This window comes from Phytohabitans sp. LJ34 (assembly GCF_052068095.1).
Classification (GTDB): domain Bacteria; phylum Actinomycetota; class Actinomycetes; order Mycobacteriales; family Micromonosporaceae; genus Phytohabitans.
On sequence record NZ_JBQHDG010000040.1, the window covers coordinates 17,723 to 39,623 of the forward strand.

19 protein-coding genes are annotated in these 21,901 nt (G+C 71.7%); 11 read left to right on the forward strand and 8 right to left on the reverse strand.

What is annotated here, in order from left to right; all coding sequences use genetic code 11:
- Positions 1–6 precede the first annotated feature (6 nt).
- Positions 7–279: a hypothetical protein gene (locus ACTMTJ_RS43440; RefSeq protein WP_441224721.1), complete on the forward strand. Its 273-nt coding sequence runs from the start codon at positions 7–9 to the stop codon at positions 277–279.
- A gap of 576 nt (positions 280–855) precedes the next feature.
- Here ACTMTJ_RS43440 and ACTMTJ_RS43445 read toward each other — a convergent pair.
- Positions 856–1,776, reverse strand: a complete 921-nt coding sequence (locus ACTMTJ_RS43445; RefSeq protein ID WP_441224723.1) for a diacylglycerol/lipid kinase family protein — start codon at positions 1,774–1,776, stop codon at positions 856–858.
- A gap of 71 nt (positions 1,777–1,847) precedes the next feature.
- Between ACTMTJ_RS43445 and ACTMTJ_RS43450 the strand changes: the two genes are divergently transcribed.
- On the forward strand, positions 1,848–2,075 hold the full coding sequence (locus tag ACTMTJ_RS43450; protein WP_441224725.1) for a three-helix bundle dimerization domain-containing protein: 228 nt from the start codon (positions 1,848–1,850) through the stop codon (positions 2,073–2,075).
- On the opposite strand, the gene ACTMTJ_RS43455 is transcribed toward ACTMTJ_RS43450, so the two are convergent.
- Positions 2,059–3,312: an MFS transporter gene (locus ACTMTJ_RS43455; protein WP_441224727.1), complete on the reverse strand. Its 1,254-nt coding sequence runs from the start codon at positions 3,310–3,312 to the stop codon at positions 2,059–2,061. The two genes, ACTMTJ_RS43450 and ACTMTJ_RS43455, sit on opposite strands and share 17 nt — an antisense overlap.
- Before the next feature lie 119 nt (positions 3,313–3,431).
- On the opposite strand from ACTMTJ_RS43455, the gene ACTMTJ_RS43460 reads away from it, so the two are divergent.
- From ACTMTJ_RS43460 to ACTMTJ_RS43475, 4 genes are read left to right on the forward strand one after another with little or no spacing between them, the layout of a single operon-like run.
- Complete coding sequence (locus ACTMTJ_RS43460) at positions 3,432–4,493, forward strand: Ldh family oxidoreductase (RefSeq protein WP_441224729.1); 1,062 nt, start codon at positions 3,432–3,434, stop codon at positions 4,491–4,493.
- Positions 4,490–4,945 carry a cupin domain-containing protein gene (locus tag ACTMTJ_RS43465; protein ID WP_441224731.1) on the forward strand — a complete coding sequence of 152 codons (456 nt, stop codon included), beginning with the start codon at positions 4,490–4,492 and terminating at the stop codon, positions 4,943–4,945. The genes ACTMTJ_RS43460 and ACTMTJ_RS43465 overlap by 4 nt, the downstream gene beginning before the upstream one ends.
- A 1-nt stretch (position 4,946) precedes the next feature.
- A complete protein-coding gene (locus ACTMTJ_RS43470) occupies positions 4,947–5,348 on the forward strand; it encodes a RidA family protein (protein WP_441224733.1) in 402 nt (133 codons plus the stop codon).
- Complete coding sequence (locus ACTMTJ_RS43475) at positions 5,345–6,259, forward strand: amidohydrolase family protein (protein ID WP_441224735.1); 915 nt, start codon at positions 5,345–5,347, stop codon at positions 6,257–6,259. The genes ACTMTJ_RS43470 and ACTMTJ_RS43475 overlap by 4 nt, the downstream gene beginning before the upstream one ends.
- 291 nt (positions 6,260–6,550) lie before the next feature.
- Here ACTMTJ_RS43475 and ACTMTJ_RS43480 read toward each other — a convergent pair whose 3' ends face one another.
- Positions 6,551–7,093, reverse strand: coding sequence for an NUDIX hydrolase (locus tag ACTMTJ_RS43480; RefSeq protein WP_441224737.1), 543 nt, complete (start codon positions 7,091–7,093; stop codon positions 6,551–6,553).
- Between the two features lie 53 nt (positions 7,094–7,146).
- Here ACTMTJ_RS43480 and ACTMTJ_RS43485 point away from each other — a divergent pair, with 53 nt between their 5' ends.
- Together ACTMTJ_RS43485 and ACTMTJ_RS43490 are read left to right on the forward strand one after the other, a co-directional pair.
- The gene (locus ACTMTJ_RS43485) at positions 7,147–7,644 is read left to right on the forward strand and encodes a hypothetical protein (RefSeq protein ID WP_441224738.1); all 498 of its coding nucleotides are present in this window, start codon (positions 7,147–7,149) and stop codon (positions 7,642–7,644) included.
- Positions 7,645–7,679: 35 nt separating this feature from the next.
- Positions 7,680–8,675: an LLM class flavin-dependent oxidoreductase gene (locus tag ACTMTJ_RS43490; RefSeq protein WP_441224740.1), complete on the forward strand. Its 996-nt coding sequence runs from the start codon at positions 7,680–7,682 to the stop codon at positions 8,673–8,675.
- A 178-nt stretch (positions 8,676–8,853) separates the two neighbouring features.
- On the opposite strand, the gene ACTMTJ_RS43495 is transcribed toward ACTMTJ_RS43490, so the two are convergent.
- Positions 8,854–11,097, reverse strand: coding sequence for a cellulose binding domain-containing protein (locus ACTMTJ_RS43495; protein ID WP_441224741.1), 2,244 nt, complete (start codon positions 11,095–11,097; stop codon positions 8,854–8,856).
- A gap of 118 nt (positions 11,098–11,215) precedes the next feature.
- A complete protein-coding gene (locus ACTMTJ_RS43500; protein ID WP_441224742.1) occupies positions 11,216–13,111 on the reverse strand; it encodes a beta-galactosidase in 1,896 nt (631 codons plus the stop codon).
- A gap of 54 nt (positions 13,112–13,165) precedes the next feature.
- Between ACTMTJ_RS43500 and ACTMTJ_RS43505 the strand changes: the two genes are divergently transcribed.
- Both ACTMTJ_RS43505 and ACTMTJ_RS43510 read left to right on the forward strand, forming a co-directional pair.
- Complete coding sequence (locus ACTMTJ_RS43505) at positions 13,166–15,460, forward strand: TIM-barrel domain-containing protein (RefSeq protein ID WP_441224743.1); 2,295 nt, start codon at positions 13,166–13,168, stop codon at positions 15,458–15,460.
- Between the two features lie 145 nt (positions 15,461–15,605).
- Positions 15,606–16,283, forward strand: a complete 678-nt coding sequence (locus ACTMTJ_RS43510; RefSeq protein ID WP_441224744.1) for a S1 family peptidase — start codon at positions 15,606–15,608, stop codon at positions 16,281–16,283.
- A gap of 323 nt (positions 16,284–16,606) precedes the next feature.
- Here ACTMTJ_RS43510 and ACTMTJ_RS43515 read toward each other — a convergent pair whose 3' ends face one another.
- Genes ACTMTJ_RS43515 through ACTMTJ_RS43525 form a run of 3 tightly spaced genes read right to left on the reverse strand, consistent with a single transcriptional unit; the run spans position 16,607 to position 20,195 of the window.
- The gene (locus tag ACTMTJ_RS43515; RefSeq protein ID WP_441224746.1) at positions 16,607–17,497 is read right to left on the reverse strand and encodes a carbohydrate ABC transporter permease; all 891 of its coding nucleotides are present in this window, start codon (positions 17,495–17,497) and stop codon (positions 16,607–16,609) included.
- Positions 17,494–18,516, reverse strand: a complete 1,023-nt coding sequence (locus tag ACTMTJ_RS43520) for an ABC transporter permease (RefSeq protein ID WP_441224748.1) — start codon at positions 18,514–18,516, stop codon at positions 17,494–17,496. The genes ACTMTJ_RS43515 and ACTMTJ_RS43520 overlap by 4 nt, the downstream gene beginning before the upstream one ends.
- Positions 18,513–20,195 carry an extracellular solute-binding protein gene (locus ACTMTJ_RS43525; protein ID WP_441224750.1) on the reverse strand — a complete coding sequence of 561 codons (1,683 nt, stop codon included), beginning with the start codon at positions 20,193–20,195 and terminating at the stop codon, positions 18,513–18,515. The genes ACTMTJ_RS43520 and ACTMTJ_RS43525 overlap by 4 nt, the downstream gene beginning before the upstream one ends.
- A gap of 193 nt (positions 20,196–20,388) precedes the next feature.
- Between ACTMTJ_RS43525 and ACTMTJ_RS43530 the strand changes: the two genes are divergently transcribed.
- Entirely contained in the window at positions 20,389–21,606 is a 1,218-nt protein-coding gene (locus ACTMTJ_RS43530; RefSeq protein WP_441224775.1) for an ROK family transcriptional regulator, read from the forward strand.
- Positions 21,607–21,901 lie beyond the last annotated feature (295 nt).

Sequence of the window (21,901 nt, forward strand, 5' to 3'; positions counted from 1 at the left end):
GGGTGGGTGCCCGAGACCCGTACGCAAAACCGGCAGGCCACCGTCGACCGGCTGCACCGCATCGCCGACGATCACGCCGGCGGCTACCGGCCGGGCCTGACCCGGGCCGATGCCCTGGCCGAGCTCTCCGCCACCTCGTCCGACCCCGACCTGCTCGCGGAGGCCGCGGCCGCGCACGCGATGGCCGACAACTGGTACGCCATCGTCGCGGTCGACCTGCTCATCGAGGCCGGCGCCGACGAGGAGCTGATCCAGCTGCACATCGCCGAGCTGGGCTGACCCCCACCGGGGCCGCCCGGGCGGCCCCGCCGGCCCGACCCGCAACGGCCAAGGCCACCCCGCCGCCTAGAACTCCGGCCGCCGTTGGTCAGGCGCGGCCAGCTTCGGACCGAGAGACCTTTCGGAGTCGGGTTCGCGGTCTGTCCGCGTGCCGCTTCGCTGACCGTGGGTGCGGCGTCCGTCGACAGATGTCGCGTATCGACCGCATCCACGGCACCCGTGTTGATCGCGCGCTGAGCGAACGGATAGCCCTCTCACGGTGACGGCGCCTCTGTCCGGCCCGTCGCTCACCGCCTCGGCACAGGGCATTGTGGACAAAACAACCAACCGTTACCGGCTGCGGACGGGTGAGGCCGCGAGAGCAGCGGCAAGGACCGCGGCGACCCTCGCTCTCGCGCCGGTCGGGCCGCTGAGGGCGCTCCCCACCGGGGTAAATGGGTGAGCGCGACCAGACGATCTGGGTGAGGCCGCGGGAGCGACGGTCGGGACCACGGCGGACATCGCGGTAGCTCAAGAATCTTTGGAACTTGATCTTTTCAACGGCCACGAAGGTCGCGAAGGCCGCCGCGTGGTGCCTCAGGTGTCTACGAAGGACGGTCCGGCCAGGGCGCGGAGGGCGTTGGGCAGCAGGCGGATGCGGACCGGGGTGCGGCCGTGCACCTCGCCGTCGACGTCGAGTGGCAGCGGCGGGTCGGTCTCGACCAGCAGGTCGTCGGTGGCCAGAAACGGGGGTGCGGTCGGGCGGCGCCGGCCCGCGAACGCCTGGCGCAGGCTCGCGGAGAGCAGCTGGCGCCGCAGGTGGCCGCCGAGTGGATACACGTGCAGGAGGCGATCGTCCACTGTGGCGTCGCTGGTGATCGGCTGGCCGGCCTGGAAGCGGCCGTTGACGATGTTCAGCTGGTGGGTGACCACCTCGTACTCGGCGCCGGCCGCCGTGATGCGGGCCCGAAACGGCCGGTGCCAGGCCAGCCGCGCGACCGCCGTCAGTGGATAGGCGGACTTGCCGATGTGCCGCTTGAGCCGTGCCGGCACGCGCACGCCGACCTGTGCGGAGAGGCCGACGTTGGCGTGGTTGGCGAAGATGGTGTCGCCGGCCTGCCCCAGGTCGACGTCGACGACGTGGCCCGCGGCGAGCACGCCCAGCGCGCCGGCCGGGCGGGGTGGGATGGCGAGCGCGCGGGCGAAGTTGTTGGTGGTGCCGAGCGGGAGCACGCCGAGCGCGATGTCGCGGTGTGCGAGGTGGCGCGCGGCCTCGCTGACCGTGCCGTCGCCGCCGCCGGCCACGAGCAGGTCGGGGCCGAGCGCGATCGCGTCGGCCAGCACGCCGCGCAGCTGGCCGGGGTGGTCGACCGGAAATGTGCCGAGGAGGTGAAAGCCGTCAAGCCGCTCGCGTACCACCTCGAAGAGCCGGCGGCCCCGGCGGGAGCGGGTGTTGACGACGAGAACGGTGCGCCGCTCGCGGCGGATCGCCTCCTGGAGCTCGGTCTTGCTGCGCATGCGCTTCCGCCGGTCGGGGGTTGGGTCTCGTGGAACGGTACAGGGTCGGCGAAACTGGGTACTGCGCGGACATGAGTACCGAGGAACACCGCCCCGGAATCGACGAGGAGTTGCGCGAGCAGGTCGCCGTCGAGCATGTGAAGCACGCACTGGCGAGCGACTTCGACGACCACCCGGCCACCGAGGTCGAGCAGGTCGTCGAGGAGGTTCGCGAGCAGTACGCGGACGCACCGGTCCGGGACTTCGTGCCCAACCTGGTCGAGCGCGACGCCCGCGACCGCCTCAAGGAGTCGGAGTAGCGGCGACGTCGGTGTCGGCGGGCGCGCGCTGCGCTCGGGAACGCGCCACGAAGGGCAGCGCCGCCACCTGCACGACCGACGAGACGAGGAACGAGGCCGGGTAGCCCCACACGTCGGCCGCCCGGCCCAGCAACGGCTGCGTCACGATCCCGCCCGTGTTCGACATCAGCGAGTCGAAGGACAGGATCGTGGCGCGCTGCTGCGAGGGGATCAGCCCGTTGAGGTACGCCTGCCGGATCGGCATCGCGGCCGCGAAGAGCAGCCCCCACGCGGCGACGAGCACGAGCGCCACCCAGAAGTTGGCGAGCAGGCCGAGCAGCGCGATCACGCCGGTGGAGAGCACCTCGACCGCGATCAGTGCCGAGGTGCGGCGGTGGAAGAGGCGGCGGATGGCCGGCGTGACGAGGCCGCCGACGATCTGGGCGCCGGCCACGAGCGCGGCGGCGAGCCCGGCCACGCCGTACGCCGAAGGGTCGCCGTACAGGTCGAGCAGGTGCGGCTGGAGCGCGTAGAAGACGTAGATGCCCACCCCACCGGTGAACGGGCCGGCGAGCATCAGGTACTTGACCGCGGGGATGCGCCAGCCGTACTCGACGGAGCTGGACACGATCTCGCGGATCTCGGCCACCGGCCGGGCGTCGCGCCGCGGGGTGAAGCCGATGTCCCGCATGAACAGCGACGCCGCCACGAACATCAGCGCGAGGATGGCCGCCCGCAGCACGAACGGCGCGCCGAGGTTGACCAGCTGGGCGATGTAGCCGCCGGCGACCGAGCCGACCAGCATGCCGCCGCCGCTGATCGCCTGCCCGCGGGCGAAGACGGTCTCCAGCTGGCCGGTGTATCCGGTCGCGGTGAGCGCGTCGACGAGCCAGGCCTCGACCGCGCCGGAGAAGAACGTGAAGCCGAGCCCGAGCAGCAGCGAGACCACCGCCCACTGCCAGAAGGGCGCCTCGACCTGCCACAGCAGCACGTACAGCCCGGTGGTGACGGCCAGCGTCACCGTGCCGAGCAGGAAAGAGGCGCGCCGCCCCCACAGGTCGGCGACCACCCCGGTCGGCACCTCGAAAAGCACCATGCCGGCGGTGAAGAAGGCATTGGCGGCGAATGCCTCCAGATTGGACAGGCCCGCGTCGAGCAGGAAGATCGTGTTGATGCCCCAGATGAGCGAGGCGGCCAGCGTGTTGCCCAGCTGGAGGGCGTAGTAGGTGCGGCGGACACCGGCGGACGTGGTGATCACGTCCCTACCTCACCACGGACCTCCGTCAAAATCGCTTCACGCGCGAGCCCGACTGAGCCAGCGGACCAGATATTTGATATAACTTACCGGCGCGTCCGGCGCTCGACGGAGGGAGGCACGTGACCGACCTCGTACCGGCTGAGGCGTTGTCCGCGCTGGTCGCGCGGCTTTTCGCCGCCGTTGGCGTGCCCGCGGACGGCGCCACCACCGTCGCCGAGGCCCTGGTCGACGCCGACCTGCGCGGCCTCGCCTCGCACGGCTCCCACCTGGTACCGGTCTACGTCGAGCGCCTCCGCCAGGGTTCGGTCAGCACCCGCACCGAGCCGAAGGTGCTCGTCGACGCCGGCGGCATCGCGGTCCTCGACGCCGGCCACGCGCTCGGCGTGCTCACCGCCGACCACGCGATGGCGTTCGCCACCGCCAAGGCGGCCGAGTTCGGTGTCGGGGCGGTCGCGGTGCGGCACGCGTTCCACTTCGGCGCCGCCGGCCGCTACGCGCGCGCCGCCGCCCGCGCCGGCTTCATCGGCATCGCCACCGCCAACACCCGCCCGATGATGCCCGCGCCCGGCGGCGGCCACCCGGTGGTCGGCAACAACCCGGTAGCGATCGGCGTTCCGGGCCCGGACCCGGACGAGCCGCTGGTGCTCGACATCGCGCTCTCCGCCGCGAACATCGGCCGCATCCGCCTGGCCGCCGGCAACGGCAACGGCATCCCGGACGGGTGGGCCACCGACGCCGAGGGCCGGCCCACCACCGACCCGGCCGCCGCGCTCGCCGGCATGCTGCTGCCGGCCGCCGCGCACAAGGGGTTCGGGCTGGCGCTCATGGTCGACGTGCTCGCCGGTGTGCTGGCCGGCGGCGGCTACGGCGAGCGGGTCAACGGCCTGTACGCGGACACCGCCGTACCCAACGAGTGCGGGCATTTCTTCCTCGCGCTGGACGTGGCGGCGTTCGGTGACATCGACGGGTTTGCCACCCGGCTGGCCAATCTGGAAGCCTCGGTGACCGCGCCGCCGTTCGCGCCAGGCGTCGACCGGGTGCTCCTGCCCGGCCAGCGCTCGGCCGAGCGGCTACGCGACGCCGTGCGGCGGGGCGTGCCGGTCGACCAGGGTGTGCTGGCGCGGCTGCGCGACCTCGCCGCGGACCTGGACGTTCCCTTACCGGAAGGACTCCCGAGGTGAACCTCTCCGAACCCGCCGCCTACTCCGGCGAGCTGCCCGACCGGGCCGCGGCCGGCGACCAGGGTGAGGCGCTGCGCCGGTTCCGCGAGATCATGGTGCAGACCGACGATCTGTCCTGGGTGGACAAGACGCTCGCCGGCCTGTCCCACAAGATGCTGTGGCGCGACGACGAGAGCGGCGCCTCGATCGCGCTCGTCCGCTTCGAGAAGGGCGCGGGCATCCCGTCGGCGCACGCGCACGCCTCCAACCAGTTCATGTTCTGCCTCAGCGGCCGGTACACGTACGAGCCCACCGGCATCACGCTCACCCCCGGCTCCTTCTACTGGAACCCGAAAGGCAGCGTGCACGGGCCGACCCGCGCCGAGGAGGAGTCGGTGCTGCTGGAGGTCTACGACGGGCCGCACTACCCGACCCAGCCCGACTGGTACACCAGCGAGGAAGACGCCCGCTGACATGCCCAAGGAGCCGCTCGTCGCGCCCGGCCTGGCCCCGCCCAACGGCCACTTCTCGCAGGCCACGGTGGCCGGGCCGGGCCGGTTCGTGTTCATCTCCGGGATGACCGCGCGGCGGGCGGACGGCACGATCGCCGGCGTCGGCGACATCACCGAGCAGACCCACCAGGTCTGCCGTAACCTCGCCGCCGCCGTCGAGGCCGCGGGCGGCACACTCGACGACATCGCGCGCGTCGACGTGTACGTGCGCGACATCCGCGACTTCGCGGCCATCCACGAGGTGCGGCGGCAGCATTTCACCGGCGAGCCGCCAGCGTCCACAATGGTCGAGGTGTCACGGTTCGTGCACGACGACTACCTGATCGAGATCAACGCGATCGCCGTGCTAAGGGGTGGGGCATGAGCGCCGGCGTGGATGTCCACACCCACCTGGCGCCGGTGCTCGACCGGGTGTACACGGTGGACGGGCCGCCCGACCTGGCCGACCCGGACCGCCTGGAGTCACACCTCGACGCGGCGAGCCTGGCGGGCGCGATCGTGTCGGTCCCGCCGCCGTACTACCGCCAGGACCTCACCAACGACGACGGCGTGGAGTGGGCCGCCGCCGTCAACACCGGCCTGGCCACCCGACTCGCGGGCCACTCCCGCCTGCGCGGGCTGGCCTTCCTCCCGCTCCACGACCCGGCGGCCGCGCTCCGCGCCTACCAGGCGACCGCCGACGGAGACTGGGTAGGCGTCGTGGCCGGCGCCGGCGGCCGCTGCCCGTCGCTCGCCGACCCCGCCTACGAGCCGCTGTGGCAGGCACTCGACGCGGACGGCCGCGCGCTGATGCTCCACCCGGCCCAGTCCCCCGACTACCGCCTGGCCGACTTCTACCTGCACAACCTGCTCGGCAACCCGGTCGAGACCGCCGTCGCCGCCGCCCAGCTGGTCTTCGGCAACGTGCTGGCCCGCCACCCCGCGCTCCGCGTGATCCTGGTACACGGCGGCGGCGTGGTGCCCGCACTGGCCGGCCGCTGGGCCCGCGGCGTCGAGACCACCCGCCCCGGCGTGCCCGAGCAGGAGCTGCCCGTCCGCGACGCGCTGCGCCGCTTCTGGGTCGACAGCCTCACCCACGACGCCACGATGGCCCGCGCGATGGTCGAGGTCTTCGGCGCCGACAAGGTCCTGCTCGGCAGCGACTGGCCCTTCCCGATGGGCACCCCGGACCCGACGGCCGCGCTCAACTCCTGCCCAGCCCTGGACGGCGTAGCCGCGAAGGCCGCCACCACCAACGCCACGGACGCCTTCGGCTGGCCCGGCGCCGGGATTTAGAGCCCTTTCGGAGTCGAGGTGGGCGGGCGCTGATTCCTTTAGGACAAAGATGTGAGCTACCGCGATGTCCGTCGTGGTCCAGACCGCTGCGCGGGGCCCCCGGGGAAACGTGGAGCGCAGCGGAGCGTTTTCTTGGGGTGCATTTCCCGCGGCCTCACCCGTCCGCCGTTGGTCGCGCCCGGCGGTGGTCGACGTTTGTCCACAATGCCGGATCGGCGATCCAGGAAAGCAACGGGGTTTCGTCGCCGCGAGTAACCGCCGCGGCGGTGTGAGCGGCGCGAGACTCGAGATCTAGGTCACGAAGAGTTCGTCGACGCGGGTGAGGGTTTCGCGGAGGTTGTCGGGGCCGGCGAGCTTCTGGGCCTCCGGGATGGAGAGCCAGCGCAGGTCGGCGCCGGGCTTCTCGGGGCGGGCCGCCTCGGGCGAGTCGGTGGCGAGGACGAAGCGCAGGTCGGCGTGTTCGTGTGCGGGCTCGGTGGCGGACGGGGTGACCGAGACCACCGCGACGTGCACGAGCTGGGCGTCGGGCCAGGGCACCAGGTCGTCCAGGCCGGTTTCCTCGCGGCCCTCGCGGAGGGCGACCGCGAGTGGGGCGGTCTCGCCCGGGTCGCCGTGGCCGCCCACCTGGAGCCAGGCCTGCTGGCGGGCGTGCCAGCGGAGCAGCGCGCGGCGCGTCGGCGGGTGGACGATGACGGCGGACGCGGTGACGTGCAGCGGCGTGGCGCGGGACCATGGGTCTCCGGCCAGCAGGTCGCGGACGCGGGCCACGTCGGTGGCCTCGGTGTCGGTGCGCGGCTTGTAGCGGTCGAGGACCTCGGCGAGTGACTCCAGCACCCGCCCACCCTAAACGCGGGAACCCGCGACCATGCGCGCGACTCGGAGCGGGCATGAGACGCATCGCGGCGGTCGCCGCCGTCCTGGTCCTGGCGGCGTGCGACTCGACTCAGCCCGCGGCGGCCCCACAGACGTCCGCGCCCGCGCCGGCGGCAGCTGTCGAATCCCTCCCCAACTGCGCGGCCGACGTGCCGAGCCGGGTGTTGCCGGAGTGGGCGCGGACCGGGTTCAGCGAGAAGGAACCGCGGATGCCGTACGTGCTCGGCGAGCGCGGCGACATCGTGGCGATCATCTTCGGGTACCCGCTGCACCAGCCGCCGCTGCCGGACCGCAGCAACAAGATCCTGTGGGTGTCACGGGCGCCGCTGGAGACCGGGAGCCCGCTGGTGATCGAGGGGCGGCTGGACGGTGTGGGCGAGGTCACCACGCGGGAGGTCGGCGGCGGTCCCGGGCCGTCGATCATCGACCTGCCGCGGCCGGGCTGCTGGCACCTCGACCTGAAGTGGTCCGGCCACACCGACACGATGCGGCTGACGTACCAGAAGAAGTAGGAAGAAAGCGGCGGCCCGGGAGGTTGCACGATCTTGTGATCGACGTACCCCTGTCCGTCCTCGACGTCGCGCCCGTCGCCGCCGGCGCCTCCTCCGGTGACGCCCTGCGCGCCACCACCGACCTGGCCCGCGCGGTCGAGCGGATGGGCTACCACCGGTTCTGGGTGGCCGAGCACCACAACATGCCGGCGATCGCGAGCTCGGCGCCCGCGGTGCTGATCGCCCACCTCGCCGCCGCCACTTCGACGATGCGGATCGGCTCGGGCGGTGTGATGCTGCCCAACCACGCTCCGCTTGTGGTGGCCGAGCAGTTCGGCACGCTCGCCGCGCTCCACCCGGGCCGGATCGACCTGGGCATCGGGCGGGCGCCCGGCACCGACCAGGCCACCGCGCTGGCGCTGCGCCGCACGGTCGAGGGTTTGTCGGCGGAGCAGTTCCCGCAGGAGCTGGGCGAGCTGATCAACATGTTCACCGGCGAACAGCCGCGCCGGATCGTGGCCACGCCTGGCCTCGGCGAGAGCCCGGCGGTGTGGCTGCTCGGGTCGAGCGGGTTCAGCGCGCGGCTGGCCGGGCTCCTCGGGCTGCCGTTCTCGTTCGCGCACCACTTCAGCGCGGCCAACACGCTCCCCGCCCTCGCCCTGTACCGGGAGAGCTTCCGGCCCTCGCGGTGGCTGGACGAGCCGTACGCGATGGTGGCCGTCGCCACGGTCGTCGCCGACACGGACGAGCGGGCGCGGTGGCTGGCGCGGCCGAGCGCGCTCTCGTTCCTGCGGCTGCGGCAAGGGCGCCCGCAGGCGCTGGCCACGCCGGAGGAGGCGGCCGCGTATCCGTACACGGACGTCGAGCGGGAGTTCATGGCCGAGCGCTGGGAGGGGCAGGCCGTCGGGTCGCCGGAGACCGCCCGCCGGGCGCTGGAGGAGCTCCAGGCGAAGACGCGGGCCGACGAGCTGATGCTCACCGCGCTCGTCTACGACGTCGAGGACCGCATCCGCTCGTTCGAGCTGGCGAAGAAGGCAGTCACCGAGAGCTAACACCCCGAAACAACAACGTCATCGATACGTCACCGGCCCGCACCAGGGACGCCTCTACTCTTCTAGGAGTGGGCGCGGGGCAGCCGGAATCGTGGGGCCGGCGAAACGCGAACACGGTGCGTAAACGCACCGCGGTGGCGGCGGGGATAGGTGCCCATCCCCGCCGCCACATTCGCGTCTAGCGCAGGTAGACGTTCGGCTGAGCCGGAGTCGCCATCCCGTTTCCGATGAAGAAGCTCGGGTGCGGCGGCTGGTTGTAGGCGGTGTTCTGCCACGCGATCGCGACCCGGTACTGCGCGTCGTGCATCAGCGTGTGGATCTTCCGGTCGGTGACGACCGGCGTGGAGTAGATCCGGAGCGCGGAGTTGCTGGACGTACGCCAGATGACCTCCTCGCGCCAGTCGCCGAGGATGTCACCGGAGAGCGCGGGCGTGGCCTTGGTGCCGTTGTTCGACGCCACGCCCGAGCCGTCGAGCAGCCGGGCGTCCGAGGACGTGCCGTACTTGTCGATCCGGGTCTGGTCGAGCAGCTCGCGCACCGGGTCGCCGTCCCACCAGATCAGGAAGTTGGCCGAGGACGGCTTGCGCCCGACGTTGGCGCCGCTGGTGCTGCGCAGCCCGTCGACGCCGGAGGACCACATCTCCGCGCCGGCGTTCCCGGCGTACACGTCGCCCGCCACGCCACGGCCGTTGTCGCAGCCGCAGACCGGCGCGGTCCAGATGTTCTGCCCGGTGCCGGCGTGGATGTCCATCGCGGGCTGGCTGGTCGACTCGTGCACGGTGAAGATCTCGATGCCGGCCCGCGACGGGACGAGGTCGCCGACGTGCAGCGCGTCGCCGTGGCCGAAACCGGTGCGGTACATGAACGCGCCGTTGTCGTCGATCGTCGCCGAGCCGTAGACGACCTCCTGGCGCCCGTCGTTGTCGACGTCCGCGATGGAGAGGTTGTGGTTGCCCTGGCCGTAGGCGCCGACGTTGCTGTTGCCCGAGTCGTACGTCCACCGCCGCACCAGGCTCCCGTTGCGGAAGTCCCAGGCCACGACCACCGCGCGGGTGTAGTAGCCGCGGGCCATGATGAGCGAGGGCCGGGTGCCGTCCAGGTACGCGGTGCCGGCGAGGAAGCGGTCCACCCGGTTGCCGTACGAGTCGCCCCACGAGGAGACGGTGCCGCGCGGCGGCTCGTAGTTCACGGTGGACAGCGCGGCGCCGGTGCGCCCGTCGAACATCGTCAGGAACTCCGGCCCGGTGAGGATGTAGCCGTCGCCGTTGCGGTGCACCGCGGACGCGTTGCCGATCACCTGGCCGGTGCCGGAGCGGGTGCCGTCGGCGGTCTTCATGGCGACCTCGGAGTCGCCGTCACCGTCGTAGTCGTACACCTGGAACTGGGTGTAGTGGGCGCCGGCCCGGATGTTGGCGCCCAGGTCGACGCGCCACAGGCGGGTGCCGTTGAGCCGGTACGCGTCGACGAAGACGTTGCCGGTGACGCCCGCCTGCGAGTTGTCCTTGGCGTTGTCCGGGTCCCACTTGAGCACGATCTCGTACTGCCCGTCGCCGTCCAGGTCGCCGACCGACGCGTCGTTGGCGACGTACCCGCTGCCGGGTGACTGGATCGGCACGTCGAGGTACCCGTTCGCGAACGACAGCGACGCCTCCGACGCGCCCTGCTCGGCACCGTTGACGACCGCCCGCACGGTGTACGACGAGTTCGCCGCCGCCCCGCTGTCGAGGTAGTTCGTCGAGTTGGTGATCGGGGTGGAGTTGACCTTGGTGCCGCCCCGGTAGACGTTGAAGCCGGTGCTCGCCGCCTCGGTGCCGAGCAGCCGCCACGAGACGAGGTTGCCCGAGCCGGACCGCACGCTGATCAGGCCGCGGTTGAGGTCCTCCGCCTGCTTGGCGCCGGCCGGCGGCGGCCCCGTCGTGGGCGGCGGGGTGGTCGGCGGCGGCGCGGTGGTCGGGTTGGACGAGGTGGGCGGGGCGCCGGTCGTGGGAGAGACGGGCGCCCCGGTGCACGTTGTCCCGTTGAGGGCGAATGACGCGGGCACCGGGTTGGCGCTGTTGTTCCACGAGCCGTTGAACCCGAACGACGCGGTCCCGTTCGTGGCGATCGCGGCGTTGTAGCCCGCGTCGCCGGCGGTGACCTGCGCGCCGCTCTGGGTGACCGTGGCGTTCCAGGCCTGGGTGACGGTCTGGCCGGCGGCGTACGACCACACCAGCGACCAGCCGTTGACCGGGTCGCCGAGGTTGGTGATGGTCACGCTCGCGCCGAAACCGCCCTGCCACTGGTTGGTGACGGCGTAGTCGACCCGGCAGCCGGCGGCCGCGGACGCGGAGGTCGCGACCACGGCGGCGAGGACGCCGGCACCGGCCACGGCACCGGCGAGCGTGGAGGAGAGCAGCGCGACGCGCCGCCTGGAAGTAAGCATGTGAGGACTCCAGAGGAAGCGGGCGGCGTGCCCGGCGCCACCACAGACGAGGAGTCGGCTCCCAACGTCTCCGGCGATCCTAAGGCAAGGGCTTTCCTCAGGACAATATCGAAGGGCTTCAGTAAGTCTCCCGAACGACCACCCATCCGCCGGCGGGGACCTCGGCGGCCGGCTTGCCGGTCATCAGGTCGGTGCCCTCCGTCTCCACCGCGCGGGCCGTCGAGCCGTGGTTGAACGCGAACAGCCAGCTCGCGTGCCGGCCGGTGCGGCGGACCAGCTCCAGCTCCGCGGCGCCCTCGCGCACCGGGATGCCGGCCGCCTCCGCCAGCAGCTCGCCGTACGCCGCGTCGTCCAGGCGGGTCGAGACGTACCACGCCGTGCCGGCCCCGAAACGGTGCCGCGTGACGCCCGGTCTCACGAAAGCCGCCCCGGCCAGGTGGACGTCCTCCGACCACCCCGCCTCGGTGGGGCGGAACTCCTCGACACGTACCCCCAGCACGTCGCGGAGCGCGCCGGGATAGCCGCCCAGCCGCACCCGCCCGTACTCGTCGGCCACCCCGGACAGGTACGTCGCGACGAGGCGGCCGCCACCGTCCACGTAGGTCCGCACCGCCGCGGCCTCCGCGTCGGACATCAGGTAGTGGGCGGGGAGCACGAGCAGCTGGTACGGCAGGGGTCCGCCCTGTGCCAGCGACACGAAGTCGGCCGTGATGCCCGCCCGCCACAGCGCCCGGTGGGCCGCGCGCACCTCGGCGAGGTAGTCGATGCCGTCCCAGGGCAGGCCCGGCCCCGAAAGCGCCCACCACGACGGCGCGTGCCAGGCGACCGCCACCGACGCCTCGACCGCGCCGGCGTCCACTTCGCGCAGCCCGCCCAGCGCGGCGCCGAGCTCCACGGCCTCCCGGTACACGCGGCTGTCCGGCCCGGCGTGCGGGACGAGCGCGGAGTGGAAGCGCTCGGCCCCGCCGCGCGGCGCCCGCCACTGGAAGAACATCGCGCCGCGCGAGCCGCGGGCCACGTGCGAGAGGCTGTGCCGGGCCATCCGGCCGGGCTCCTTGGCGTGCATGCGGCCGCCCGCGTAGATCAGGTTGGGCGCGCTCTCCATGAGCAGCCAGGGCCGCCCGCCGGCCCACGACCGGGCCAGGTCGGCGCCGAACGCGGTCTCCTCCTCGGCCCCGGGCCCCGCGTCGGACGGGTAGTGGTCGATCGCCACCACGTCCACCTCCCGGGACCAGCGCGCGTGGTCGACCGGCACCCACCCGCCGAAGACGAAGTTGGTGGTGATCGGCACGTCCGGCGTGGCCGCGCGGAGGATGTCGCGCTGTTCGGTGTACGCGGCCAGCAGCTCGTCCGACCAGAACCGCTTGAAGTCGAGCACCTGCCCCGGGTTGTGCAGGTACTGGGTGGCGCGCGGCGGGAAGACGTAGGACCAGTCGGCGTAGTGCTGGCTCCAGAACGCCGTGGTCCACGCGTCGTTGAGCGCGTCGAGCGTGCGGTAGCGGCCTTGCAGCCAGGCCCGGAAAGCGCCCGCCGCGTGGTCGCAGTGGCACGTCGTCCCGTACTCGTTGTGCACGTGCCACAGCGCCACGCCCGGGTGGTCCGCGTACCGGCGGGCCAGCTCGCGGGCGATCCGCCGGCACGCCTCCCGGTAGGCCGGGGCGCTCGCGCAGTAGGTGTCCCGGCTGCCGTGCAGCAGGCGGGTGCCGTCCGCACGCACCGGCAGGGCGTCGGGGTGGGCCAGGCTGAACCACGGCGGCGGCGAGGCGGTGGGCGTGGCCAGCGCGACCTTGACGCCGCCGGCGTCGAGGAGGTCGAGCACCCGGTCCAGCCAGTCGAAGGTGTACCGCCCCTGCTCCGGCTCCAGCCGCGACCAGGCGAACACGCCGACGCTGACCAGGTTGACGCCGGCCCGCCGCATCAGCGCGACGTCCTCCCGCCAGACGTCTTCGGGCCACTGTTCGGGGTTGTAGTCCCCGCCGTAGCACAGTCCCTCGACCCCGCGCGGCCACTCCATCGGCGCTCCTTGAGGCGTTGACAGTTTGTTGGGTTAGACGAAAAACTAACCCACATGCCGTACCGACCGCCGCTGGTGCCCTTCGAGACGTTCGTCGCCGACCCGCCGGACCTGCCCGTCCGGGCGCCCGGCGAGCAGGGGCTCTCGGCCGTGACCAGGGCCGAGCTGGTCACCACCGACGCCTCCGGCGTGTCGGTGAAGGCCACGACGTCCGACGGCGGGACGCTCGCGATCCAGATCGGCGCCGCCGGCGAGGGCATCCTGCGGGTACGGCTGAGCGAGGCACCCGACGCGCGCGGCCGCTCGGCCCGCGCGCTCGCACTGGTACGGCCCGAGACGCACCCGGCGACCGTGACCGTGGCCGGGCCCGTCGTGCGGGTCAGCGCCGGCGCGGTGACCGCCGAGCTCACCCTCGACCCGTGGCACCTGCGCTTCGTCGACCCGGCCGGCCGCGTGCTGCTGGAGGAGAGCCCCGGCGAGCGGGACATCAGCGGCCGCATGCGCACGCTCCCCTTCGGCCGCTCGCTCGTCGACGGCACCGTCGCGGCGTACCACGAGAGCTTCACCGCGCCCGCCGACGAGCGGTTCGTGGGCTTCGGCGAGAAGTTCACCCCGCTGGACAAGCGCGGCCAGCGCGCCCTGATGTGGAACTTCGACGCGTTCGGCACCGAGTCCGACCGCTCGCACAAGACCGTGCCGCTCTACCTCTCCAGCCGGGGGTACGGGGTGCTGGTCGACAGCGGCATGCCGGTCGAGTTCGACATGTGCCAGTCGACGCACAGCTGCGTGCAGATCCTGGTGCCGGACGACGTGCTCGACTACTACGTGATCGCCGGGCCGGCGCCGGCGGACGTGCTCGACCGGTACAACCGGATCACCTGCCGGCCGCTGCTGCCGCCGAAGTGGGCGTTCGGCGCGTGGATGTCCTCGGGGTTCTATGTGGACACCCAGGAGAAGGTGCTGGACCGGGCGCGGCGGCTGCGCGAGCGCGGCATCCCGTCGGACGTGCTGCACCTCGACTGCTACTGGCAGGTGGCCGGGCACTGGTCCGACCTGCGGTGGGACGCGGACAACTTCCCCGACCCGGCCGGCATGCTGCGCGCGTTGGCCGAGCAGGGCTTCAAGGTGTGCCTGTGGACCAACCCGTACATCAGCCACGGCTCCCCCGCCTTCGCCGAGGCGTCCGAGGCCGGTTACTTCCTGCGGCGGGCGGACGGCTCGACGTACGTGGCCGACGTGTGGCACGGCTCCCACCCGGCGTCCGGGATCGTCGACTTCACCAACCCGGCCGCGGTCGCCTGGTTCGTGCGGCTGCTGCGGCCGCTGCTGGAGCAGGGCGTGGCCGCGTTCAAGACGGACTTCGCCGAGGGCGTGCCGGCCGACGCGGTGGCGCACAACGGGATGACCGGCACCGAGCTGCACAACGTGTACGCGCTGCTCTTCAACGACACCGTCTCGGCGGTCACCCGCGAGGTCGCCGGCCACGGGCTGGTGTGGGCGCGCTCGTCGTACCTGGGCGGCCAGCGGCACTCGGCCCAGTGGGGCGGCGACGTCGCCTCCACCTACCCCGCGATGGGCAGCACGCTGCGCGGCGGCCTCTCGCACGGGCTCTCCGGCGTGCCGTTCTGGAGCCACGACGCGGGCGGCTTCCACGGCACGCCGACGCCCGACCTGTACGTGCGGTGGGCCCAGTTCGCCGCACTCTCCCCGCTCGTGCGCTTCCACGGCACGACGAGCCGGCTGCCGTGGGACTTCCCCGCCGACGCCGAACGGCTCGCCGTCGAGGCGCTGCGGCTGCGCTACCGGCTGATGCCGTACATCTACTCGTGCGCCGTCGAGTCGTCCCGCACCGGCGTCCCGCTGATGCGCGCGCTGCTCGTCGACCACCCCGACGACCCGGCCGCGTGGGGCGCCGAGCTTGAGTACCTGCTCGGCCCCGACCTGCTCGTCGCGCCGATGCACGACCCGTCCGGCGAGCGCGACGTCTACCTGCCCGCCGGTCGGTGGGTGGACCACTGGACCGGCGAGACCCACGAGGGTGGGCGGTACCTGCGGGTGTCGGCCCCGCTCGAGCGCATCCCGCTCTTCGTGCGGCACGGCGCGCTGATCCCGGTACTGTCCGATCAGGACACCGTGGGCGAAGGCCCGTTCGACGGTGTCACTGTGGTCAGCTGGGGCGGCACCGACGCCCGCACCGTGGTGCGGGACGTCGACGGCGACACCGAGCTCGTCGCCGTCCGCGAGGGCGACACCCTCCGCGTGACCCGTGAGGGTCCTTTGCGGGTACGGGACGCGACCCTCGCGTTTGGACGTGGTCAGGGCGTACCGCACGTGGTTTTGACGCCTTGATCGCTCTGCGCAGGCGTGGTGCCATGGTGGGGGTGCCACGCCTGCGCCCCATACGCTCCTGGTAGTACCAGTTTGGTATTAGCATCGAGCCATTTAGATGCAATAACGTGATGCGTCCATTGTCGGTCCCCAAAAGGAGTCCGTCGTGCGCATCCGCCTGCTCCTGGCCACCACGGCCACCGCCCTCGCCGGCGCGCTCGTCGCGCCGAGCATCGCCTCCGCCGCCCCGCCGCAGCCATTCATCATCGGCGGCGGCACCGTCTCCTCCGCCCCCTGGGCCGCGGCCGTCTTCAGCGGCGGCTCGTTCACCTGCTCCGGCTCGATCATCGCGTCCCAGTGGGTGCTCACCGCCCGCCACTGCCTGGGCGGCAGCATGTCCGTCCGCGTCGGCAGCGTGATGTACGCGTCCGGCGGCCAGACCCGCACGGTCACCTCGACCGCCGGCCAGAACGACCTGGCGCTGCTCCGCCTCAGCTCCGGCGTCTCGACCACGTACGTGACGCTGGCCAACAGCAACCCGCCCGTCGGCTCGACCAACAACATCTACGGCTGGGGCCGCACCTGCACCAACTGCCCCGCCTCGCCCCAGCTCAAGACCGCCACCGTGACGGTCTCCAGCCTCAACGCCACCGACGCCTACGGCGGCCCCGCGATCCGCAGCACCCGCGGCAACGGCGTAGCCTGGCGCGGCGACTCCGGCGGCCCGCAGTTCTACAATGGACAGCAGGTCGGTGTCTGCTCGACCGGCAACGGCTCCACCTACCAAAACTACGGCAGCGTGGCGGCCAACCGCTCCTGGATCCGCTCGGTAGCCGGCGTCTGACCCTCGAGATCCAGGGGAGCTGGCGCAGATCCAGCTTCCCTGGATCCCCCAGCGGATGCCGCACCCGCCGGAGGCGCCGCACTGGAGACCTTTCGGGGTCAGGGTCGCCGCTCGTCGTGGCGTTGCTTCGAGGCATATTTGCCCACGTCCGCGTCAGCCGCGGACCGTGTGGACAAACGTCGACCACCGCCTGGCGCGAGCTCCGTCACCCCGCACCCTTTCCTGTCGGCCGGTTGCGCACAGGGGTGAGCGCGACCAACCGCGGACGGGTGAGCCCGCGGGAGCATGCGGCGCGCGACCAGACGCGGACGTGGGCAAATATGTCAGCCCTTGATGGCTCCTACGATCACGCCCTTGACGAAGTGGCGCTGGATGAAGGGGTAGACCAGCACGATCGGGGCCACCGTCACCACCACGACCGCCATCTTGATGGCCTGTGTCGGTGGCAGGGAGCCGACCGCCTGGCCGGAGAAGTTGGGCGACTGGCCCTGGATGACCATGCTGCGCAGGATGTTCTGGATGGGGAACTTGTCGTTGCTGTTGATGTACAGCAGCGCGTTGAACCAGACATTCCAGTAGCCGACCGCGTAGAAGAGGCCCACCACGGCGATGACCGGGCGGCTGAGCGGCATCACGATGCGCCACAGGATGCGAAACTCGCCGGCGCCGTCGATGCGTGCGCTGTCCATGAGCTCTTGAGGTAGGCCCTGGAAGAAGCCGCGGACGACGACGAGGTTGAAGACGCTGATGGCGCTCGGCAGGATCAGCGCCCACAGGCTGTCCTTGAGGCCGACGCCGGTGACCACGAGGTAGCTGGGCACCAGGCCGGGGTAGATGAGGAACGTCAGCAGGAAGAAGAACAGCAGCGGGCGGTGGCCGACCGAGCCGGGGCGGGACAGGCCGTACGCGGCGAGCACCGTCAGCGTGAGGCTCACGATCGTGCCGGCGACGGTGACCATCGTCGAGACCCAGAGTGCGCGGGTGACGATGCCGCCGGAGAAGATCGTCACGTAGGCGGACGCGTCTATGCCCTTCGGCACCATCACCATGCCGCCGGCGTCGTTGATGGTCTTGCGCGAGGAGAAGCTGGTCACCAGCACCGACCACAGTGGAATCAGCACGACCAGGGCCATCACGGTCAGGACCGCGCCCTTGCCGGCCAGGCCGGCGGCCGTCGGCTTCTCCTCCCAGGGAGCGCGTTTGGCGGTAGTCATTGCTTGGAGATCAACCCCCGCTCACCGATCATGTGGGCGACCTTGTTGGCGGCCAGGATCAGTACCAGGCCCACCGCTGCCTTGAAGAGGCCGGCAGCGGCGCCGAAGCCGAAGTTGCCCGTGGTGATGGACTGGTAGTACACGAACGTGTCGAGCACCTCGGCGGCGTCGCGGCCGACCGCGTCGCGCTGGAGGAGGAACTGTTCGAAGCCGACCGACAGCGCGTCGCCGAGGCGCAGGATGAGCAGCAGCACGATGACCGGTCGCAGGCCGGGCAGCGTGACGTGCCAGAGGCGTCGCCAGCGGCCGGCGCCGTCGACCGCGGACTGCTCGTAGAGGCTGGGGTCGATCATCGCCAGCGCGGCCAGGAAGACGATCATGCCCCAGCCGGCGTCCTTCCAGACCGACTCGGCGGTGACCAGCACGATGAACGTGTCCGGGTTGGTCATGATGCCGGGCGGCTCGATGCCGGCCTGGCGCAGCTCCTGGGACAGCAGCCCGGCGCCGCCGAGCATCTGCACGAAGAACGTCACCACCAGCACCCAGCTGAAGAAGTGCGGAAGGTACACGATCGTCTGGATGAACGCGCGCAGCTTGCCCGACATCACGCTGTTGAGCAGGATCGCCAGGGCGATCGGGATCGGGAAGAAGAAGACCAGCTGGAACGCGGTGATGGTGAGCGTGTTCCACAGCGCGTCCCAGAAGGCGGGGTCGCTGAAGAGGTCGTTGAAGTTGCCGAAGCCGATCCACTCGCTGGCCAGGAACGCGGACAGCGGCCCGTCGCCCGCGTACGGGTTGTAGTCCTGGAACGCGACCACGTTGCCGAGTGTGGGCAGGTAGTGGAAGACCAGCAGCAGGAGCGCGGCCGGCGCGGCCATCAGCAGCAACGGCCAGTCTCGCCGGAGGCGCGCCCTCAGCGGCACCCGCGCGCGCCGCCTCTTCCTGGGCGGCGACGGCGGGGCGGGCGGCCGGGCCAGCTCGTCGCTGGCCCCGGCCGCCACGGGTGCTTCGGTACTCATTTGCCGGCGTCGCTCCGCGCCTTGGCCAGGAAGTCGCGGGCCTCGTTGCCGCCGCCCGCGCTCTTCCATTCGTTGAGGAGCCCGTCGAACTCGGTCAGCGCGCGGCGCCCGCGCACGATGTCAGTGATCTTGTCTTCGAACGGGATGGTCTGCGACTTGTACGTGGCCGGGAACTCCAGCTTGATCCCGTCCCACGGGTTGGTCTCCATAAACTTGACCATCGCGTTGGAGTAGGTCAGCAGGTCCGGCACGTACTTCGGCGTCTCGGGCCACGGCTGGACGACCGGGCTGCGGCCGCTCACGAAGAAGTACTGGTTACCGATCTCCTTGAAGCCCAGGTCGGTCTTGACCGGGCCGTCCGGCGTCATCGTGTGGTGCTTGCCCTCGATGCCGTACTCGCGCAGGTGCCACTCCTTGCTGCCGAACGGCGCCGAGCACCAGTTGACGATCTTGAGCAGCTCCTCGACGCGCTCCTTGCCGAGGCCCTTCTTGACGAACGTGTACGAGATCGGCTTGTCGTCGCCCCACACCAGCGGGTCGCCGCCGGTCGCCGAGAAGATCGGCACCGGTTGGAGGTTGAAGCCGGGCGTGACCTTCTGCTGCTGGGCCTGCATGCCCTGCCACGCACCCGGGCCGTCCTGGTGGAAGATGATCCGGCCGCTCTCCAGGAGCTTCTTGGCGTCGCCGCCCTTGCTGGACACCAGGTCCGGGTGGACGAGCCCGTCCTTGTAGATCCGGGCCATGACCTCGAGGGCCGCCTTGAACTCCGGCGTCTCGTACTTGTGCTCCGGCGTTCCGTCGGACTTGAGCCGCCACCCGGTCTCCGAGCCCGGCGACTTGTGGAACATCTGCACCATCGCGAAGATGTCGCTGAACGCCCAGACGCCCTTCTTGGTGTCGGTCACCTGCTTGCCGATGCTGAGCAGCTCGTCGATCGTCTTCGGGTACGTGAGGCCCTTCGCGTCGAGCAGGTCCTTGCGGTAGAAGAGCGCCCACGGGAAGGGGCCGTCGGTCGGGTTGGGGACCGCCATGAGGCGCTCGTTCCACACCGCGTTCTGCCACGCGCCGGTCGGGAAGGTGGCGAGCATCGGGTAGGCGTTGACCTTGTCGCCGGACAGGTAGTCGGTGAGGTCCTCGAAGAGCGCCTTGACCGCGTCGGTGAAGCGGGGCAGCTTCTCCACCTCCCACTGCGGCACGCACAGCAGCTCGGGCACGTCACGGGCGCCGAGCATCGCGTTGAGCTTGTCCGCGTAGGTCAGGCCGTCCTGGATGGAGAAGTTGATCGGGGTGCCGAGCTCCGTGTTGACGGCGGTGAGGTAGGCGTTCTGCCCCAGGCCGGGCGGCGCCGGCCCCCACGCCGGCGTCATGGCGCTGATCTCCTTGCCGCTGCTGCCGGGCTTTTCGGCGATCAGGTCGACGAGGTTCGACGGGTACTTGTTGTAGCCGTCGGGGATCGGCCGGGTGCTCGTGATGTCCGGCTGCGGGATGCCGCTCGGCAGCTTGCCCTGCGCCGGCAACACGCCGGTGACCTTGCCGGTGTCGGTCGCGGTGCCCTTGTTGCCGCTCCCTTCCCCACACGCGCTGAGCAGGCCGCCACCGGCGATCGAGACGGCGCCGAGGCCCGTGAGGCCGAGGAATCTTCTGCGGTTGGTCGCCGCGCCCGCGAGGGGTGGAGTCACGGCGCACTCCCTTCTATTGGCAAAAAGTGGTATGACTGTAGTTAGTTCGTCTACCGACTAAACAAAGTCTCGCGAATCACAAACTAGACCAACGGCGACCGCCGCCACAAGGGCGGACCCGGTACGGCATGATGGGCAGGCCAGCCCGGGGCACCACCTGACCGACGCCGGAAACGGGGCTGACTTGATCACGATGCAGAGCGGGCCGCAGCCGGCCGACTTCGCCGACGTGCGAGCCACCAACCTCGCCGTCGTCCTCCGCCATGTGCGCACGCACGCGCCATGCTCGCGGGCCGACATCGCGGCCGCCACCGGGCTCAACAAGGCCACGGTCTCGAGCCTCGTCGCCGACCTCATCGAGCGGCGGCTGCTGCGCGAGACCGGGCTCGCCGAGCACCGGATCGGCCGCCCGGCGACGATGCTGGTGCTCGACGGCCAGCCCTACGCGGCGATCGGCATGGAGGTCGCCGCGGACCACCTGACCGCCGTCGCGGTCGACCTCGCCGGCGAGCAGCTGCTCTCCTGGCGACGGGCGTTCACGGGCACGGAAACGGCGGCCGGCAAGGCGGTCAGCACGATCGCCGCGCTCGCCGCCCGGGCCGCCTCGCGCGTCGCCGCACAGGGTCGCCAGGTGCTCGGCGTGACCGTCGGCGTGCCCGGCCTCGTCGACGCCGACGGCGCCGTGCGGCTCGCCGCCGGCCTCGGGTGGCGCGACGTCGAGCTCCGCGCCGACCTCGTGCGCGCGCTCCGCGACCCCAAGTACGACGTGGCCGTCGACAACGACGCCAACCTCTCCGCGCTGGCCGAGCACCGCTACGGCGCGTACGCCGGCACGGCCAACCTCGTCTACCTCACCGGCGAGCTGGGCATCGGCGCCGGCGTGGTGGTCGACGGGCGGCTGCTGCGGGGCGGGCGAGGCTTCAGCGGCGAGGTCGGCCACCTCCAGCTAGACCCGACTGGCCCACCGTGCCCCTGCGGCCGCGTCGGCTGCCTGGAGGCACTCGCCGGCGTACGCGCGATCATCCGCCGCGTGCTGCCCGACGCCGAGGCCGACGGCCCGGTCACCGACTTCGCGCCGGAGATCGAGGAGGTAGTCCGCCGCGCCCGCCGCGCCGACGCCGCCACGCTCGCGGCACTCACCGCGGTCGGCCGGCACCTCGGCCACGGCGTGAGCATCCTGGCCAACCTGGTCAACCCCGACGTGGTCGTGCTGGGCGGCAACTTCGTCCCGCTCGCGCCGTGGCTCCTCCCCGCGGCGGAGTCCGAGCTGGCAACCCGCGCGGTGGCCCCGGACGCCGGCGGGTGCAAGCTCGTCGCCTCCGCCCTAGGCCCAAGCGCCGCGGCGACCGGCGGCGCGGCCCGCGCCCTGGCCGCCGTCGACGCCGGCCACCTCCCTCCACTGCCCGCCTGAACCCGTTCACACCGCCCGCGACCCCTCCTGCTCGCACGCCGCACGGGCCTCGACGCGGCTGCCGCACTGCTCGGAGGGGCCAGGATGGCCTTGCCGGCTGGATAGCGTCGATCGGCCGGACTTGCCGTGGAACCGGCGGGTCTTCGCGGTTGGGCCGGTGGACCTCGATTACCTCGACGTTCTGCTCGCGGGCGCCGGTCCCCTCCTCCACCACCACCGGGCGCAGGCGTCCGTGCCGGCGCGTCCAGACCAGCAGGGGAACGTATCTGGTGGATGTCGACGCCACCGACGACCT